Source organism: Pseudomonas sp. Irchel s3h9 (genome assembly GCF_900187475.1).
GTDB lineage: Bacteria > Pseudomonadota > Gammaproteobacteria > Pseudomonadales > Pseudomonadaceae > Aquipseudomonas > Aquipseudomonas neuropathica.
Genome location: NZ_FYDH01000002.1, coordinates 488027 through 506223, shown reverse-complemented (window position 1 = coordinate 506223; position 18197 = coordinate 488027). Strand labels below are relative to the sequence as shown.

The 18197-nt window shown below is 59.8% G+C and carries 13 protein-coding genes; 4 read left to right on the top strand and 9 right to left on the bottom strand.

The window, feature by feature from the left end:
* Positions 1 to 22: 22 nt before the first annotated feature.
* Together sigX and CKW26_RS05110 are read left to right on the top strand one after the other, a co-directional pair.
* Positions 23 to 613 carry an RNA polymerase sigma factor SigX gene (sigX, locus tag CKW26_RS05115; protein WP_011333251.1) on the top strand — a complete coding sequence of 197 codons (591 nt, stop codon included), beginning with the start codon at positions 23 to 25 and terminating at the stop codon, positions 611 to 613.
* 107 nt (positions 614 to 720) lie between these two features.
* Complete coding sequence (locus CKW26_RS05110) at positions 721 to 1755, top strand: OmpA family protein (RefSeq protein ID WP_095047746.1); 1035 nt, start codon at positions 721 to 723, stop codon at positions 1753 to 1755.
* Between the two features lie 97 nt (positions 1756 to 1852).
* On the opposite strand, the gene cobA is transcribed toward CKW26_RS05110, so the two are convergent.
* The 8 genes from cobA to CKW26_RS05065 form a co-directional block, all read right to left on the bottom strand.
* Positions 1853 to 2620, bottom strand: coding sequence for a uroporphyrinogen-III C-methyltransferase (gene cobA / locus CKW26_RS05105; protein ID WP_095047745.1), 768 nt, complete (start codon positions 2618 to 2620; stop codon positions 1853 to 1855).
* Positions 2621 to 2633: 13 nt separating this feature from the next.
* A complete protein-coding gene (locus tag CKW26_RS05100; RefSeq protein WP_095047744.1) occupies positions 2634 to 5348 on the bottom strand; it encodes a nitrate reductase in 2715 nt (904 codons plus the stop codon).
* A complete protein-coding gene (gene nirD / locus CKW26_RS05095; RefSeq protein ID WP_016985592.1) occupies positions 5348 to 5665 on the bottom strand; it encodes a nitrite reductase small subunit NirD in 318 nt (105 codons plus the stop codon). The genes CKW26_RS05100 and nirD overlap by 1 nt, the downstream gene beginning before the upstream one ends.
* Positions 5662 to 8115, bottom strand: coding sequence for a nitrite reductase large subunit NirB (gene nirB / locus CKW26_RS05090; RefSeq protein WP_095047743.1), 2454 nt, complete (start codon positions 8113 to 8115; stop codon positions 5662 to 5664). The genes nirD and nirB overlap by 4 nt, the downstream gene beginning before the upstream one ends.
* Positions 8116 to 8515: 400 nt before the next feature.
* Positions 8516 to 10186: a bifunctional protein-serine/threonine kinase/phosphatase gene (locus CKW26_RS05085; protein WP_095047742.1), complete on the bottom strand. Its 1671-nt coding sequence runs from the start codon at positions 10184 to 10186 to the stop codon at positions 8516 to 8518.
* Positions 10187 to 10193: 7 nt separating this feature from the next.
* Entirely contained in the window at positions 10194 to 11405 is a 1212-nt protein-coding gene (locus CKW26_RS05080; RefSeq protein ID WP_095047741.1) for a NarK/NasA family nitrate transporter, read from the bottom strand.
* Between the two features lie 448 nt (positions 11406 to 11853).
* On the bottom strand, positions 11854 to 12429 hold the full coding sequence (locus CKW26_RS05070) for an ANTAR domain-containing response regulator (protein ID WP_038365449.1): 576 nt from the start codon (positions 12427 to 12429) through the stop codon (positions 11854 to 11856).
* A 15-nt stretch (positions 12430 to 12444) separates the two neighbouring features.
* A complete protein-coding gene (locus CKW26_RS05065) occupies positions 12445 to 13656 on the bottom strand; it encodes a CmpA/NrtA family ABC transporter substrate-binding protein (RefSeq protein WP_095047740.1) in 1212 nt (403 codons plus the stop codon).
* Positions 13657 to 13878: 222 nt separating this feature from the next.
* On the opposite strand from CKW26_RS05065, the gene CKW26_RS05060 reads away from it, so the two are divergent.
* On the top strand, positions 13879 to 14901 hold the full coding sequence (locus CKW26_RS05060; RefSeq protein ID WP_095047739.1) for a quinone-dependent dihydroorotate dehydrogenase: 1023 nt from the start codon (positions 13879 to 13881) through the stop codon (positions 14899 to 14901).
* Positions 14902 to 15155: 254 nt separating this feature from the next.
* Here CKW26_RS05060 and rmf read toward each other — a convergent pair whose 3' ends face one another.
* Positions 15156 to 15371, bottom strand: coding sequence for a ribosome modulation factor (gene rmf / locus CKW26_RS05055; protein WP_003223300.1), 216 nt, complete (start codon positions 15369 to 15371; stop codon positions 15156 to 15158).
* A 532-nt stretch (positions 15372 to 15903) separates the two neighbouring features.
* Between rmf and rlmKL the strand changes: the two genes are divergently transcribed.
* The gene (gene rlmKL / locus CKW26_RS05050; protein ID WP_095047738.1) at positions 15904 to 18174 is read left to right on the top strand and encodes a bifunctional 23S rRNA (guanine(2069)-N(7))-methyltransferase RlmK/23S rRNA (guanine(2445)-N(2))-methyltransferase RlmL; all 2271 of its coding nucleotides are present in this window, start codon (positions 15904 to 15906) and stop codon (positions 18172 to 18174) included.
* Positions 18175 to 18197: the final 23 nt, after the last annotated feature.

Below are 18197 nucleotides of genomic sequence, written 5' to 3'. Positions count from 1 at the left end.
CTGACTGTCGGCACGACTTGTTTTGAATAAAGCCCAAACGCTATCCACGCGCTACGACCCCCGCGAGCTCTCTGATGAGGAGTTGGTCGCGCGCTCGCATACCGAGCTTTTTCACGTAACGCGCGCCTATGAAGAACTGATGCGGCGTTACCAGCGAACATTATTTAACGTTTGTGCGAGATATCTTGGGAACGATCGCGACGCAGACGATGTCTGTCAGGAAGTCATGTTGAAGGTGCTGTATGGCCTGAAGAACTTCGAGGGGAAATCGAAGTTCAAAACGTGGCTCTACAGCATCACGTACAACGAATGTATTACGCAGTATCGGAAGGAACGGCGAAAGCGTCGCTTGATGGACGCATTGAGTCTTGACCCCCTCGAGGAAGCGTCCGAAGAAAAGGCGCCGAAACCCGAGGAGAAGGGCGGGCTTGATCGCTGGCTGGTGTATGTGAACCCGATTGACCGCGAAATTCTGGTGCTTCGATTTGTCGCAGAGCTGGAATTTCAGGAGATCGCAGACATCATGCACATGGGTTTGAGTGCGACAAAAATGCGTTACAAACGTGCTCTAGATAAATTGCGTGAGAAATTTGCAGGCATTGCTGAAACTTAGTTCAGCGCAAATATCTCTTACGTGTAGGCAAGTTCTGATAGACTTGCCGCCGAGTTGTCCCCCGGTTTGCGGGACTGCTTCACAATCACCAGATGGGGATTTAACGGATGAAACTGAAAAACACCTTGGGCTTGGCCATTGGTTCTCTGATTGCCGCCACTTCGTTCGGCGCTCTGGCACAAGGCCAAGGCGCAGTTGAAATCGAAGGCTTCGCAAAGAAAGAACAATTCGACAGCGCTCGTAACTTCAAGAACAACGGCAACCTGTTCGGCGGCTCGATCGGTTACTTCCTGACCGACGACGTTGAACTGCGTCTGGGCTACGACGAAGTGCACAACGTACGTGCCGATGATGGCAAGAACGTAAAAGGCGCTAACACCGCTCTGGACGCTCTGTACCACTTCAACAACCCAGGCGACATGCTGCGTCCATACGTCTCGGCCGGTTTCTCCGACCAGAGCATCGACCAGAACGGTTCGAACGGTCGTAACCGTTCTACCTTCGCTAACGTTGGTGGCGGTGCCAAGCTGTACTTCACCGAGAACTTCTACGCCCGTGCTGGCGTTGAAGCTCAGTACAACATCGACCAGGGCGACACCGAGTGGGCTCCTAGCGTCGGTATCGGTGTGAACTTCGGTGGCGGCTCCAAGCCTGCTGCTGCTCCAGTTCCAGCACCAGCTGAAGTCTGCTCCGACAGCGACAACGATGGCGTTTGCGACAACGTTGACAAGTGCCCGGACACCCCAGCCAACGTAACTGTTGACGCTGACGGCTGCCCAGCAGTTGCTGAAGTTGTTCGTGTTGAGCTGGACGTTAAGTTCGACTTCGACAAGTCGGTTGTGAAGCCAAACAGCTACGGCGACATCAAAAACCTGGCTGACTTCATGAAGCAGTACCCATCCACCACCACTACTGTTGAAGGTCACACTGACTCCGTCGGTCCTGACGCTTACAACCAGAAACTGTCCGAGCGTCGTGCAAACGCCGTTAAGCAAGTTCTGACCAACCAGTACGGTGTTGAATCGTCCCGCGTTCAGTCTGTTGGCTACGGCGAATCCCGCCCAGTTGCTGACAACAAAACTGAAGCTGGCCGCGCTGTAAACCGTCGCGTAGAAGCGCAGGTTGAAGCTCAAGCTAAGTAATTAGCTGCCGCTCTGAGAAAAGCCCGGCTTAGGCCGGGCTTTTCTTTGCCTGCGATTTGGCTTTGCAGCTTTAAAAGATCGCAGCCTTCGGCAGCTCCTACAGGACCAATGCAGATCCAAAGTAGGAGCTGCCGCAGGCTGCGATCTTTTGATCTTCAACAACAGCCGCCACCGCCCCGATCACCAGAATCGCCGGGCTTTTCAATCCAAACGCACACGCATCATCACTCATACTCGCCAGATCACTCCGGCATTCGCGCTGCTCTGGCAACGATGCATTCTCGATCATCGCCACCGGCGTATCCGCCGCCATCCCGCCTGCCAGCAGTTGATCGCGAATCTCCCCCAGCTTGGCCACGCCCATATAAACCACCAGCGTCGTACCCCCCTGTGCCAGCGCCTGCCAGTTCAACTGGCTGTCGTCCTGCGTGTGTGCAGTCACCAGCGTCACCCCGCGCGCCACACCGCGTAACGTCAGCGGAATATCGCACTGCGTCGCCCCGGCCAGCCCGGCGGTAATGCCATTGACCAGTTCCACCTCAACGCCTCTTTCACGGAGCCACTGCGCCTCTTCGCCACCTCGGCCGAAAATGCACGGATCGCCGCCCTTGAGCCGCACCACACACTTGCCATGGCGGGCATAGCGCAGCATCAGCCGATGGATAAACGCTTGCGGTGTCGAACGGCAGCCGCCGCGTTTACCCACTGCAATGATGCGGGCGTCAGGGGAGTGTTCCAGCACCGCGTCGTTGACCAGATCATCGATCAGCACCACATCGGCCTCGCGCAGGGCGCGTACCGCTTTGAGGGTCAGCAGTTCCGGATCACCAGGACCTGCACCCACCAGCCAGACTTTTGCGTTCATGGTGTTTTCCTCATCAGATGACGGCGGCTGGCTGCACGTCGGCAGCCAGTAAGCGTTTTATTTCCGGGACGCACGATCCGCATTGCGTGCCGCAGCCCAGTTGGTTTTTCAAGCCCTGCAGATCCAGGCCTTGGCGAATGCCGGCGCAGACCGCGTTGAGGCTGACGTTCTTGCAGTTGCACAGGGTTTTATCCACAGCCATTTGCGCCCCGACACTGCCCGGCGGCGCACTCATTGGCGCCAATAGCCAGCGCCGCAGTTGCTCATCCGCACGGCCTTCCAGCCACAACCCTTGCAGCCAATGCTGAGCGAGGGTTTCACCGGCTAACCGGATAGCAGTGATCCGGCCGTTTTCAATGCGCACGCGTTTGCCAATGGCGCGGCGAGGATCGTCATAGGCCAATACCGGGCCGTCGATCAGTGACAGGCATTGGTCGATTTCACCGAGCAATTGCGCATTCGGAGCTTCGCTGCTGGCCGCGCGTATCAGCAATGCCGATCGTTCACGTCCGACAAGGCTGAGACTCACGTAGGAAAGTGCCTCACAGAGCGGTCGTAGCGTCTCGAAATGCCGTTGAACATCACCCTCGATCAGTGCGAAAAGTTGCCACGGCAGATTGACCGGCTCGAGGCGCACACCGCTGTGTTTGAGTTCCGGTTGCTTCGACAGCGGATCAAAGTCCGGCAGGGTCAGGCTGTTCACACCGCCCTTGAGAAAACGGTCGCCCCAGTGCATCGGCAGAAACGCTTGCCCCGGACGTACGCTGTCATCGCTGCCAACCGCGACGATTACCGCGCCGCGACGACTTTTAAGGTTGACCAGATCGCCCGGCTGCAAACGATGCCGGCGCATTTCGTCCGGGTGCAGGCTCAACACCGCTTCGCTGACATGCCCGAACAATTGCGCTGCCGTGCCAGTGCGGCTCATACCGTGCCATTGATCGCGCAAGCGGCCAGTGATCAACGTCAGTGGAAAGCGAGCATCGCGCTGCTCTTTGGCGGCGCGATACGGATCGGCAATAAACTGAGCCCGACCGTTGGCCGTAGGAAAAATACCGTCCTCGTACAGTCGTGGCGTTCCTTGCCGCGCTCCGACAGGGAAGGGCCATTGCTGCGGTCCGATCTCGTCGATCAGCGCGTGGCTGATCCCGGACATATCCAGATCCCGTCCACGCGTCAGCCCTTTGAATTCATCGAACAACTGCGCAGGTTGGTTAAACGTAAACAGGCTCGACTCAGCGGGACGCAGACGTTTCTCCAGACGTTGTGCGAAATCTACCGTGATCTCCCAGTCCGGCCGCGCCTCACCCGGTGGGAGGATGGCTTTACGCACGTGGGAAATGCGTCGCTCGGAATTGGTCACCGAGCCTTCTTTCTCGCCCCAACTGGCGGCGGGTAGCAGGAGATCGGCGAATGCAGCGGTTTCGGTGGTGCGAAAGGCTTCTTGCAGAACCACAAACGGGCAGGTCTCAAGCGCTGTTCGCACAGCATGTTGGTCCGGCATCGATTGGGCAGGGTTGGTGCAGGCAATCCACAACGCCTTGATCTTGCCGTTGCGCACTTGCTCGAACAGTTCGATGGCACTGAGACCGGTACTTTCCGGCAACCGATCAACGCCCCAATATGCCGCTACTTCGGCGCGATGTTCAGGGTTGGCCGCGTCTCGATGGCCCGGCAACAGATTCGACAAACTGCCCGTTTCGCGCCCGCCCATGGCATTCGGCTGACCGGTGAGGGAGAAAGGTCCTGCACCCGGACGGCCGATTTGCCCGGTGGCTAAATGCAGATTGATCAGCGCGCTGTTCTTCGCGCTGCCAGCGGTGGACTGGTTCAGGCCCATGCACCACAGCGACAGAAAACTCGGCGAGGTGCCCACCCATTCCGCGCATTGCTGCAATTGCTCGACACTGATCCCGCACAGTTGCGAAACCATCTGCGGGGTGTAATCACGGACTAGATTTTTCAAGTCGGCGAGGCCATCGGTGTGCGCCTTGATGAAGTCACGGTCGATCCAGTCTTCCCACAACAACAGATGCAAAATCCCATGAAATAAAGCGACATCTGTGCCCGGCAGAATCGCCAAGTGCAAATCGGCAAGATCGCAGGTGTCGGTGCGCCGTGGATCAATGACGATGACTTTCATCTGCGGGCGGCGGGATTTTGCCTCTTCCAGCCGACGGAAAAGTACCGGATGGGCGTAGGCCATGTTACTGCCGACGATCATCACGCAATCGCTGAGTTCCAGATCCTCATAGCTGCACGGCGGAGCGTCGGCGCCGAGGCTGCGCTTGTAGCCGACCACCGCTGAAGACATGCACAGGCGCGAATTGCTGTCGATGTTGTTGGTCCCGACCAACGCCCGCGCCAGTTTGTTGAAGGCGTAATAGTCCTCGGTCAGCAACTGCCCGGAGATATAGAACGCCACGCTGTCCGGGCCGTGCTCGGCAATGGTCTCGGCGAACACGTTGGCAGCGTGTTCCAGTGCCGTATCCCAATCCGTTCGGCTGCGCGCCAGGCCTTTGCCCAGACGCAGTTCCGGGTACAGCGCGCGGGCTGCCAGGTCGCCGGTCAGGTGCAGGGTCGAGCCTTTGCTGCACAGTTTGCCGAAGTTGGCCGGGTGCGCCGGATCGCCGCTGACGCCGAGGATGCGCTCGCCGTCATGCTCGATCAGCACGCCGCAGCCGACCCCGCAATAACAGCAGGTCGAGGCGGTCGTCTGGCGGCTCATCAGATGGCGTCCCGCAGGGCCAGTTGCACACGACCGTTTTCGACCCGTGCCGGGTGATGGTGCGCGCAACCGATATCCGGCGCCTGAGCTTCGCCAGATTCGAGGTCGATTTGCCAGTTGTGCAACGGGCAGGCCACACGTTTGCCGTAGATCAAACCTTGCGACAATGGCCCGCCCTTGTGCGGGCAGCGGTCGTCGAGGGCGAAAACCTCATCGTCGCTTGTACGAAAAATCGCGATGTCACCTTTCGGCCCGGCAATGATTCGCGAACCGAGGGCATTGATCTCGTCGAGAGCGCAGATATCTAGCCAGTTCATGCCGGCACCTCCAGATTTTTCACAGGGATCACATCGAATTCTTTCTTCAGTTGCGGCTGCGCCAGACGCTCTTTCCAAGGGTCTTGCTCGAACGACAGAGAGAATTGCAGGCGCTCGTTCAGGGCCTTGCGACGCTCGGGGTCTTCGAGCACGGCTTTCTTGATGTGCTCCATGCCGACCCGTTGCAGGTAGTGCACGGTGCGTTCGAGGTAGAAGGCTTCTTCGCGGTAGAGCTGCAGGAACGCGCCGTTGTATTCGCGGACTTCCTCGGCGGTTTTCAGCTTGACGAAAAACTCAGCGACCTCGGTTTTGATTCCGCCGTTACCGCCGATGTACATCTCCCAACCGGAGTCGACACCGATAATTCCTACGTCTTTGATCCCCGCTTCCGAGCAGTTGCGTGGGCAACCGGAGACGGCGAGTTTCACTTTGTGCGGCGACCACATGTTGAACAGATCGTGCTCGAGCTCGATGCCCAGTTGTGTCGAGTTTTGCGTGCCGAAGCGGCAGAACTCGCTGCCGACGCAGGTCTTCACGGTACGGATGGATTTGCCGTAGGCATGCCCGGACGGCATGTCGAGGTCTTTCCAGACGCCGGGCAAGTCCTGCTTCTTGATGCCGAGCAAATCGATGCGCTGACCGCCGGTGACCTTGACCATCGGCACGTTGTACTTGTCGGCCACGTCGGCAATCCGCCGCAGTTCCGAAGGATTGGTCACGCCGCCCCACATCCGTGGTACCACCGAATACGTGCCGTCCTTCTGGATGTTGGCGTGTGCACGCTCGTTGATCAGGCGCGATTGCGGATCGTCCTTGGCTTCGCCGGGCCAAGTGGAAATCAGGTAATAGTTGAGGGCCGGGCGGCAGGTTGCGCAGCCGTTCGGCGTGCGCCAATTGAGGTAGCTCATGGTCCCGGCGATGGTCAGCAGATGCTGTTCGCGAATAGCCTGGCGGATCTGGCCGTGGTTGAGATCGCTGCAACCGCAGATGGCTTTTTCGCTTTTCGGTTTGACGTCCGCCGCGCCGCCGACGGTGTTGATCAGGATCTGTTCGACTAGCCCGGCGCACGAGCCGCAGGAGCTGGCCGCTTTGGTATGTTTCTTCACCTCGTCGACGCTGAACAGGCCGTGTTCCTGAATGGCTTTGACGATGGTGCCTTTGCACACGCCGTTGCAACCGCAGACTTCGGCGCTGTCGGCCATGACCATGGCTTTGTCCTGGCCCTGATGTCCTACGTCTCCGAGTGCGTTTTCTCCGAACATGAGGTGATCGCGGATCTCGCCAATGGCGTGATTCTCACGAATCTGCCGGAAATACCAACCGCCATCTGCCGTATCGCCGTACAGACAGGCGCCGACTAGCACGTCATCCTTGATCACCAGTTTTTTGTACACGCCGCCAATCGGGTCGGAGAGGGTGATGGTTTCCGTGCCTTCGCCGCCCATGAAATCGCCGGCAGAAAACAGATCGATGCCGGTGACTTTCAATTTGGTCGAGGTCACCGAACCCTGATAACGGGCGAAACCCAGTTGTGCGAGGTGGTTGGCGCAGACCTTGGCCTGTTCGAACAACGGCGCGACCAGACCGTAGGCAATGCCGCGGTGGCTGGCGCACTCGCCGATGGCGTAAATGCGCGGGTCGTAGGTTTGCAGCGTGTCGTTGACCAGAATCCCGCGATTGCACGGGATGCCGGCCTTTTCCGCTAATTCTGTGTTGGGACGAATACCGGCAGCCATTACCACCAGATCGGCGGGGATGATGTCGCCGTTCTTGAACTGCACCGAGCCGACCCGGCCATTGCCTGCGTCGTGCAGCGCCTGAGTCTGTTCGCACAGACGGAAGTGCAGGCCACGGGATTCAAGGGTGTTTTGCAGCAGTTGGCCGCTGGTTTTGTCGAGTTGACGTTCCAGTAACCACTCACCGATGTGCACCACGGTGACGTGCATGCCGCGCAGCATCAGGCCATTGGCGGCTTCGAGACCGAGCAGACCGCCACCGATGACCACCGCGTGTTTGTGGGTTTTGGCGGTGTCGATCATGGCTTGGGTGTCGGCGATGTCGCGGTAACCGATCACCCCGTGCAAGGTGTTGCCGGGGATCGGCAGGATGAACGGCGTCGAGCCGGTGGCGATCAGCAGGCGATCGTATTCGGCTTCGGTGCCGTCCTCGGCGATCACCCGGCGTTTGACCCGGTCGATCTCCACCACTTTGCGGTTGAGCAGCAACTTGATGTTGTTTTCCAGGTACCAGTCGAGGTCGTTGAGGACGATCTCTTCGAAGGTCTGCTCACCGGCCAGCACCGGCGACAACAGGATGCGGTTGTAGTTGGTGTGCGGTTCGGCGCCGAAGACCGTGATGTCGTACAGCTCGTTGCTCAGCTTGAGCAGTTCTTCCAGGGTGCGGACCCCGGCCATGCCATTGCCGATCATCACTAGTTTGAGTTTTTTCATCAGGTTCTCCGGGAGCTGCGGCTGGCCTCTTGTGGGCAGTCAGGCCTTGCTCGACAAATTTTGCGCAAACAAAAAAAGGCGTCCCGCTAGTTGCCTAGCGAGGACGCCTTTGTCCTGGTCCCGTTCTCTCGGGAAGCGCAGCCTTCGTCGTTGAAGGTTGGGCTTTATGTGTGTGTTGGTTGGGTTAATGCAGTGGTTGTGCCAAGTGGGGGAATGGCGTGTTTATTGGGCGGGAGCGGTAATTGACGGGGATTTTTTGCACCGAATCGACGCGGGTTGCTCGTTCGTGGGGCATTCAGGCAGACAGAATTGTTGTGATTGGGCTGACGTCATCGCGAGCAGGCTCACTCCTACAGGGGAACGCATTTCAAATTGTAGGAGTGAGCCTGGCGATGCGGTGTCAGCCGTGAAACAACAAAACCAGCAGCACCAGATTCCCCAGCAGAGCCACGATCGCCATCGTCCGCCACACCTTCAACGGCTCACGCTCCAATAATGGTCTGGGCCGCACACTCAAACTGCGCCGCTCGCCCTGTTCCAACACCAACAGCCATTCCTCAGCCGTTTCAAACCGTTGCTGCGGATCAGCCGCCACCCCGCGCTCCAGACTCTGCGCCAGCCATTCCGGCAGATCCGGCCGAAATCGACTGGCACTCACTGCCACACCAAATCGCGGCCGCTGAAACGCTTCGATCTCGCCATAGGGAAAATGCCCGGTGAGCAAGAAATACAGGGTCACACCGACCGCATACAAATCCTGCTGCACATTCGGCGGATCCCCACGAAACGCTTCCGGGGCAATATAGCTGGGCGTTCCCGGCAACGTTGACGGCGCGTCTTCGGACAAGCCTGGGCAGTACGCCAGGCCAAAATCCAGCAGACGCAATTCGCCGTCGTCGCCCACGTGCAGATTTTCCGGTTTGATGTCCCGGTGCAGGATCTGCCGCCGATGCAGCAGCCCGACCGCACGCAACAGGCGCTCGGCGATGTCCTGCCACTGTGCCAACGACAACGGGCCTGACTGTTGAAACAGCTGCGCCAGCGTCGCCCCGGAATATTCCCGCATCACGTAGTACAAATGCTGACGCTGCTGGCAGGCATGGACTTCAGGAAAGTGGCGACCGGCTACGCGTTTCAGAAACCATTCCTCGGACAACAGTGCTTGCCCGGCGTAGGAATCATCGGCGGAACGCGTGGGTAGGGTTTTCAGAAGCCACGTCTGACCTTGTCCATCAATCACCCGATACAGCAGCGATTGCTGGCTCTGAGCGACAACGTCCAGCACTTGCCAGCCTTCGAACGACTGACCGGGTTTCAACGGTGGCGGCAGGGGCCATTGCTGCAGATGAATCAGCGCATCGCCGATACTGGCCTCACCCAAAGCATCCACCCGCACCAGCAAAGCACTGGCATTGTCCTGGCTCCCCGCCAGATGCGCGGCGTTGACCAGCGTCTGCGCGGCACTGTGCAGATCCGGTTGATCACGCAGAATCGCCGCAATAGCGGTATCGCCGAGTGTCGACCAGACACCGTCACTGAGCAAAACAAAGCACTCGCCGTCGCGCAGTTCGCCATCAAGGAAGTCCAGCACCAGATGCTGATCCAGCCCTAGCGCACGCTTGAGCACATGCTGCATGCCCGGCTGATCCCAGACGTGGTCTTCGCTGATTCGCTGCAAGCTGTCGGCGTGCCAGCGATACACCCGGCAATCGCCGACGTGGGCGAGGGTGAAACGCCGACCACGCATGACCAAGGCGCTGACTGTGGTGAGCAACGGTTGCCCACCACCGTTGGCCTGCAACCAGCGGTTTTGCGCGAGCAGCAGGCGATCCAGTGCCTGGGCCACGCTCCAGGTTTCCGGTGTGGCGTAGTAGTCCAGCGCCAAGGCTTGCAAGGTTGAACGCGCGGCCAGTCCGCCATCGGCACACTGGCTGACGCCATCGGCGATAGCGAACAGATAACCCTTGCTCGCCGCCAGCGCCGGCGCGGGCGTGACCAGACGCATAGCGTCCTGATTCTCCGCGCGCGGGCCGGTGGCGCTGGCTTCGGCAAAGCTCAGTTGCAGGGCCATCGAAGGTTCAGACCCGCGCCGCCGTCACTGCCGCCGAACCCCAGGTGGTTCTCCAGCGACGCTTGACGCCGTGCAGGCCAAACCACGCCAGCACGCCAAGGCTGGCGAACAACCACAACGCCAACTGATAGCTGCCGGTGCTCTGCTTGATCGCGCCCATACCGGCGGCCAAGGCAAAACCGCCGATGCCGCCGGCCATGCCGATCAGCCCGGTCATCACGCCGATCTCCAGACGAAAACGCTGCGGTACCAGTTGGAAAACGGCGCCGTTGCCGGCGCCCAGACCGAGCATGGTGCAGACGAAAAGTGCCAGCGCGGCGTAGGAACTTGGCAGGTTGAAACCGACGGCCGCGATGCAGACGGCAGCGACGGTGTACATCGCCAGCAAGGTGCGGATGCCACCGAAACGGTCAGCCAGGGCGCCACCCAATGGCCGCATCAAACTGCCGCCGAACACGCAGGCTGCGGTGTAGTAGCCTGCGGTCACCGGGCTCAAACCGTACTGATCGTTGAAGTAGCCGGGCAGGGCGCTGGCCAGGCCGATAAAGCCGCCGAAGGTCACGCTGTAAAAAAACATGAACCACCAACTGTCACGGTCGCCCAGGGCTTTGAAGTAGTCAGCCATGGCTTTGGCTTTCGGCCGCTCAGGGGCGTTTTTTGCCAGCCAGGCGAACAGCACCAGGGTCAGAATCAGCGGGATCAGGGCGAAACCGAAGACATTGCTCCAGCCGAACGCGGCGGCGAGCACCGGCGCGAGCAGCGCGGCGAACACCGTGCCGGAGTTGCCCGCACCGGCAATGCCCATGGCTTTGCCCTGATGCTGCGGCGGGTACCACTGCGACGCCAGCGGCAGTGCAACAGCAAACGACGCGCCGGCCATGCCGAGAAACAGGCCGAGTATCAGCGCCTGTTCATAACTGTGGATGCCGAGTTTCCAGGCGCCGAACAGCGCACAGATCACGATGACCTGGCCGATCAGACCGGCGGTTTTCGGCGACAGCCGATCGGCGAGCATGCCCATCACAAAACGCAGCACCGCGCCGGCGAGGATCGGCGTGGCGACGACGAGACCGCGTTGTTGCGTGGTTAGCTGCAGGTCGGCGGCAATCTGCACCGCCAGCGGGCCGAGCAGGTACCAGACCATGAAGCTCAGGTCGAAATACAGGAAGGCTGCGAACAATGTCGGGGTGTGGCCGGATTTCCAGAAGCTTGAATTCATCGCGCACCTCAGCTGAAAAGAGTCTCGAAAGGAGTCATGCAACAGCAGGTGGGGCGCCGCCACGGCCGCACCACCGGCCCCGGGCTGTGGGGCCAAAACGCAAAAACGCCGCTACCTGATGCGCCGGTTGGGCGAACGGGTGAGCGACGTCTTTGTCGTAGGTGGGGCAACCGCCGTTGGTTACCTGTGCGTTTTACTTAGCGAGATTTGTGCCAACAGCCGGAAAATCAAAAGCCCCTCACCCTAGCCCTCCCGAAACGTCGGACCGCCCAGAGGGAGAGGGGACTGACCATGTTGTTCCAACGAATTCAGCGACCTGAAAGACCGAGTCGATTATGGATTCACAGCAGAAATCACAGGTCGGTGTACTTCGTGAGCATCCCCCAATCGGTCCCCTCTCCCTCTGGGAGAGGGCTAGGGTGAGGGGCTCTTAAGCGGTCAGAACACCTCAGCCCAGCAACTCACTCATGGCAATAATCTGCTCCGCCACCTGAATCAGCTTCTGCTGCCGGCTCATGGCCTGGCGCCGCATCAGGGTGTACGCCTCTTCCTCATTGCAGTCCTTCATCTTCATCAACAACCCCTTGGCCAGCTCAATACGCTTGCGCTCAGCCAATTGCAGGTCTCGCGCCTGCAGCTGCGCACGCAACGCCTGATCACTCTCGAAACGCGCCATCGCCACATCGAGAATCGGCTGTAAACGTTGTGCGTGAATGCCTTCGACGATGTACGCACTGACCCCTGACTTGATCGCCTGGCGCATCACCCCCGGATCATGCTCGTCGGTAAACATCACGATCGGCCGTGGTTGGTCGCGGCTGACCAGCACCACTTGCTCCATGACATCGCGGCTCGGTGACTCGGTATCGATCAGGATCACGTCCGGGCGCACCGTTTCGACGCGCGCGGGCAGGTCGATGGTCAGGCCGGACTCGTCGATCACCTCGAAACCGGCCTCGGTCAACGCAGCTTTCAGGCGACCGACTTTTTTCGCTGTGTCGTTGATCAACAGAATGCGCAACATGTTCGCGGTCTCCTGTCAGCGGCGGGCGAGAAGGGGGGCGTCGTCGTTCAGCGCGTGCAACTTGAAACTGCGCGCGTAAGCGGCCGGGTCGCTGCCGTCCCAGACCTTGCCGTCGAGCAACTGGCTGCTTCGCATGTCGGTGCCCCATGCGGCGACGCTGACAGCGGTGGCGGCGTCGCGGTAGACGTCCAGCCGCTGAACCTGGCGGGCGACGGCGAGGTAATCCGGATCCTCACGCAGCAAGCCCCAGCGGCGGAACTGGGTCATGAACCACATGCCGTCCGACAGATACGGCAGATTCACTTCGCCGTTACCGTGAAAGCGCAGCGCGTGCGGATCCTGCCAGCGATTGCCGAGGCCATCGGCATAGTCACCGAGAAAACGCGGTTCGATGCACGCCACTGGCGCATCGAGATATTCCGGCGCGCTAAGCAACTGCGCGGTGCTGCGGCGGTTTTCCGGGCTTTCTTCGATGAAGCGGCTGGCTTCAAGGATCGCCATCACCAACGCCCGTGCGGTGTTCGGATACTGCTCGACAAATTCGCGAGTGCAGCCAAGGACTTTTTCCGGGTGATCGGGCCAGATGGTCTGGCTGGTGGCCAGGGTGAAACCAAGATCCTGCTGCACCGCGCTGGCCGCCCAAGGCTCGCCGACACAAAAACCGTCGATACGCCCGGCTTGCAGGTGCGCGACCATTTGTGGCGGCGGCACCACCACGCTGTCGACATCCTGAAGTGGATGAATGCCCTGACTCGCCAGCCAGTAATACAGCCACATCGCGTGCGTGCCCGTGGGGAAGGTCTGCGCGAAAGTCAGTTTTGCGCGGCTTTGGTGCACGTGGCGGTCCAGCGCTTCAGGACTGCTCACGCCAAGGTTTTGCAGACCGTGGGAGAGGTTGAGGCTCTGGCCGTTCTGATTCAGGCCCATCAACACGGCCATATCGGTCGGGGCGATACCGCCGATGCCCAGGTGCACTGCGTAGATCAGCCCATACAGACTGTGCGCGGCGTCCAGTTCACCGCTGACCAGTTTGTCGCGCAAATTGGCCCAGGATGTCTGGCGCTTGAGGTTCAGCGTCAATCCGTAAGGCTGGGCGAAGCCCTGTGTGGCTGCGACCACCACCGACGCGCAATCGCTCAGGGCCATGAAGCCGAGGTTGATCGCGCTTTTTTCCGGGGCATCGCTGCCATTGACCCAGGCCAGTGGCCCTACCGAAGGTTCATTCATCCAACGTACCTCGAAAAAAAAGCGCCGCCGCGGACTTTGCGCAGGCAAAACCCGGGACGACGCCATTGTCCTTGCCCGCCTGCCGTCATTGGCCTGCGCACTGATAGCCTGGAGGGTGCAAGGCATATGCCAGTGCCAGTGATTTGCGCGTGCGCCTCGCGCCGCAGGTCGATGCCCGGCTATAATCGCCGCCTCTTTTCGCCGCCCGAGTCATCGCCGCCCATGTATTCCCTGGCCCGTCAGCTGTTGTTCAAACTTTCCCCGGAAACCTCCCACGATCTGTCGCTGGATCTGATCGGCGCGGGTGGGCGTTTGGGCTTAAACGGCTTGCTGTGCAAGGCGCCGGCGAAGAAGCCGGTGACGGTCATGGGCCTCGAATTCCCAAACCCGGTGGGGCTGGCGGCCGGTCTGGACAAGAACGGCGCGGCCATCGATGGCTTCGCGCAACTGGGTTTCGGTTTTGTTGAAATCGGCACCGTGACCCCACGCCCGCAGCCGGGCAACCCGAAACCACGGATCTTCCGATTGCCGGAAGCCGAGGCGATCATCAACCGCATGGGTTTCAACAACCTCGGTGTCGATAACCTGTTGGCGCGTGTGGCGGCGGCTAAGTACAAAGGCGTGCTGGGCATCAATATCGGCAAGAACTTCGATACCCCGGTCGAGCGTGCGGTCGATGATTATCTGATCTGCCTGGACAAGGTTTACGCCCACGCCAGCTACGTGACGGTCAACGTCAGTTCGCCAAACACCCCTGGCCTGCGCAGCTTGCAGTTCGGCGATTCGCTCAAGCAATTGCTCGCCGATCTGGCCACGCGTCGCGCTGAACTGGCCCTGCGTCATGGCAAGCATGTGCCGCTGGCGATCAAGATCGCGCCGGACATGACCGATGAAGAAACCGCGCAGGTTGCTCAAGCGCTGATCGAAACCGGCATGGACGCAGTGATCGCGACCAACACCACCCTGAGCCGTGTTGGCGTTGAAGGCATGGAGCATGGCGACGAGGCGGGCGGTCTGTCGGGCGCACCGGTGCGGGAGAAGAGCACGAATACTGTGAAGGTGCTGGCCGGTGAGCTGGCTGGGCGTTTGCCGATCATTGCGGCGGGCGGGATTACTGAAGGCAAGCATGCGGCGGAGAAGATTCTGGCCGGTGCGAGCCTGGTGCAGATCTACTCCGGCTTCATCTATAAAGGCCCGGCGCTGATTCGCGAATCGGTAGACGCGATCGCCGCCCTGCGCACATAACCCAGGCTGACCCGGTCAATGTAGGAGCTGCCGCAGGCTGCGATCTCTTGATCCTGTTTTTAAGATCAAGATCAAAAGATCGTCCGAACGCGGCCCGAGCCTTCGGCAGCTCCTACACGAGATGTGTGTCAGCCAGACAGGCATAAAAAAGGGCTCCTCGAAGGAGCCCCTGGGCCGCAGCCCGCCGTCCGGGAAGGACGTGCATGGTAAGTCGTTACAAATTCAGATTGTCGTGTCGGAATTAATGCCCTGTGTCAGCCGACGGCGTGAAGTTCGTTGAGTCTGTGGATTCCCGCAGTGCCGGTCATACCGTCCCAGTTGTCGCCGCGTCCTTCTCGCCAGCCGTTAATCCAGGCTTGGCGTACCGACGGTAGAGTAAATGGGCAAAGCTCACGGGATTTGCCACCAACGCCATATTGATATCCGCGCAAAAATGCTCTTTCCAACGGATCACGCTTAAGTCTTCTCATAGGGTGTTTCCCTCACTTGTTGACTGTTTTGTATCGCGTTGACCTCAACCGAGGTCTGGCAGAAAAAACCTGCCATGGTGCGGCTCGCTGCCGGCGTGGCGAGCCAAGGTGTTGACGCCGTTGCGACGTCAACCTGTGTTCAGTTCTAACCAATGAGTCACACCGAGGGAATGATCGTTTTGTCATAAGGACGTAACGAAATTGGTGCTACAGCCATAAGTAACGACGGGTTTCATGCACGGTTTTTCAGCAAACCCCGGTATGATCGGCCCCGCGCTGGATGATGGGGTTAATTCTTTAGTGAGAATGACCCACGTTTGCGCTGGGGTATAAAGCGACGAAGGGTCGCTTTAAGACTTTTTGTTTCATCAACTTTTTTATCTTTCCCGGCATCTAAGCTCTTTTAACCCGAGCAGCGGGGATGGAACGGCACACCTTCGTGCCACGCGGGCGTTCTTTTAGAAAAGCGCCTGATTGAAAACCGGATCGGCAATGCGTTGCCGATTCACTAGCCAAAGGCTCTGGAAATACCATGTCCGACCGTTTCGAACTCTTCCTCACTTGCCCTAAAGGTCTTGAAGGCCTGCTCATCGAGGAAGCCGTCGGGCTTGGCCTTGAAGAAGCGCGCGAGCACACTTCCGCCGTGCGTGGCATGGCGACCATGGAAACCGCTTATCGCCTGTGCCTCTGGTCGCGTCTGGCCAACCGCGTGTTGCTGGTACTCAAGCGTTTCCCGATGAAAGACGCTGAAGACCTCTACCACGGTGTGCTCGACATCGAGTGGCAGGATCACATGCTCAGCGACGGCACCCTGGCCGTTGAATTCAGCGGCCACGGCTCAGGCATCGACAACACCCACTTCGGTGCCCTGAAAGTCAAAGACGCCATCGTCGACAAACTGCGCACGCCGCAGGGCGACCGTCCGTCGATCGACAAGCTCAACCCGGACCTGCGCATTCACCTGCGTCTGGATCGCGGCGAAGCGATTCTCTCCCTCGACCTGTCCGGCCACAGCCTGCACCAGCGCGGCTATCGCTTGCAGCAGGGCGCTGCACCGCTGAAGGAAAACCTCGCGGCGGCGATCCTGATCCGTTCCGGCTGGCCGCGCATTGCCGCTGAAGGCGGCGCGCTGGCTGACCCGATGTGCGGTGTCGGTACGTTCCTCGTCGAAGCCGGCATGATCGCCGCTGATATGGCGCCGAACCTGCGCCGTGAGCAGTGGGGCTTCACCGCATGGCTCGGTCATGTGCCGGCGCTGTGGAAAAAACTCCATGAAGAAGCCGTTGAGCGTGCCGCTGCCGGTCTGGCCAAGCCACCGCTGTGGATTCGTGGTTATGAAGCTGACCCACGTCTGATTCAGCCGGGCCGCAACAACGTTGAACGTGCTGGCCTGAGCGAGTGGATCAAGATCTACCAGGGCGAAGTCGCGACCTTCGAGCCGCGTCCGGATCAGAACCAGAAAGGTTTGGTCATCTGCAACCCACCGTACGGCGAGCGTCTGGGTGATGAAGCCAGCCTGCTGTATCTCTACCAGAACCTCGGCGAGCGTCTGCGTCAGGCTTGCCTGAACTGGGAAGCGGCGGTGTTCACCGGCGCTCCGGATCTGGGCAAGCGCATGGGCATTCGCAGCCACAAGCAGTATTCGTTCTGGAACGGCGCGCTGCCGTGCAAACTGCTGTTGATCAAAGTGCTGCCGGATCAGTTCGTCACCGGCGAGCGTCGTACCCCGGAACAGCGTCAGGCCGAGCGTGAGCAAGCGGCTTACGATCAGACCCCGGACGAGCCGCAAGAACGCAAGTTCAACAAGAACGGCAACCCGATCAAGCCAACGCCAGCTCCGGCACCGGTGATCGAGCAACCGCGCTTGAGCGAAGGCGGGCAGATGTTTGCGAACCGCCTGCAAAAGAACCTCAAGGCCATGGGCAAGTGGGTCAAGCGCGAAGGCATCGATTGCTACCGCGTCTACGATGCCGACATGCCTGAGTACGCGATGGCCATCGACCTGTACCACGATTGGGTGCACGTCCAGGAATACGCCGCACCGAAGTCCATCGATCCGGAAAAAGCCTCGGCGCGCATGTTCGACGCCTTGGCCGCCATTCCGCAGGCGCTGAACGTCGACAAGAGCCGCGTGGTGGTCAAACGCCGCGAACGCCAGAGCGGCACCAAGCAGTACGAGCGTCAGGCTGCACAGGGCAAGTTCAATGAAGTCAGCGAGGGCGGCGTGAAGTTGCTGGTCAACCTCACCGACTACCTCGACACGGGTCTGTTCCTCGACCACCGCCCGATGCGCATGCGCATTCAGAAAGAGGCCGCCGGCAAGCGCTTCCTCAATCTGTTCTGCTACACCGCGACCGCCAGCGTGCACGCGGCCAAGGGCGGCGCGCGCAGCACCACCAGCGTCGACCTGTCGAAAACCTACCTCGACTGGGCACGCCGTAACCTGTCGCTGAACGGTTACTCCGACAAGAACCGTCTGGAGCAGGGCGATGTGATGGCGTGGCTGGAAAGCAGCCGTGACGAGTACGACCTGATCTTCATCGATCCGCCGACCTTCTCCAACTCCAAGCGCATGGAAGGCATCTTCGATGTGCAGCGTGACCAGGTACAGTTGATCGACCTGGCCATGGCCCGTCTGGCAACCGGTGGCGTGCTGTATTTCTCCAACAACTTCCGCAAGTTCCAGTTGGAAGAAAACCTCGCCGAGCGTTACGCGGTCGAGGAAATCAGCGCGCAGACCATTGATCCGGATTTCGCCCGTAACACCAAGATCCACCGCGCCTGGAAAATCACGGCTCGTTGACGCTTTGCGCAATTGGATCCACA

Coding starts and splice junctions, on each gene's coding strand:
- CKW26_RS05110 (WP_095047746.1), top strand. CDS start 721: ATGAAACTGAAAAACACCTTGGGCTTGGCCATTGGTTCTCTGATTGCC.
- cobA (WP_095047745.1), bottom strand. CDS start 2,620: ATGAACGCAAAAGTCTGGCTGGTGGGTGCAGGTCCTGGTGATCCGGAA.
- CKW26_RS05100 (WP_095047744.1), bottom strand. CDS start 5,348: ATGAGCCGCCAGACGACCGCCTCGACCTGCTGTTATTGCGGGGTCGGC.
- nirD (WP_016985592.1), bottom strand. CDS start 5,665: ATGAACTGGCTAGATATCTGCGCTCTCGACGAGATCAATGCCCTCGGT.
- nirB (WP_095047743.1), bottom strand. CDS start 8,115: ATGAAAAAACTCAAACTAGTGATGATCGGCAATGGCATGGCCGGGGTC.
- CKW26_RS05085 (WP_095047742.1), bottom strand. CDS start 10,186: ATGGCCCTGCAACTGAGCTTTGCCGAAGCCAGCGCCACCGGCCCGCGC.
- CKW26_RS05080 (WP_095047741.1), bottom strand. CDS start 11,405: ATGAATTCAAGCTTCTGGAAATCCGGCCACACCCCGACATTGTTCGCA.
- CKW26_RS05070 (WP_038365449.1), bottom strand. CDS start 12,429: ATGTTGCGCATTCTGTTGATCAACGACACAGCGAAAAAAGTCGGTCGC.
- CKW26_RS05065 (WP_095047740.1), bottom strand. CDS start 13,656: ATGAATGAACCTTCGGTAGGGCCACTGGCCTGGGTCAATGGCAGCGAT.
- CKW26_RS05060 (WP_095047739.1), top strand. CDS start 13,879: ATGTATTCCCTGGCCCGTCAGCTGTTGTTCAAACTTTCCCCGGAAACC.
- rmf (WP_003223300.1), bottom strand. CDS start 15,371: ATGAGAAGACTTAAGCGTGATCCGTTGGAAAGAGCATTTTTGCGCGGA.
- rlmKL (WP_095047738.1), top strand. CDS start 15,904: ATGTCCGACCGTTTCGAACTCTTCCTCACTTGCCCTAAAGGTCTTGAA.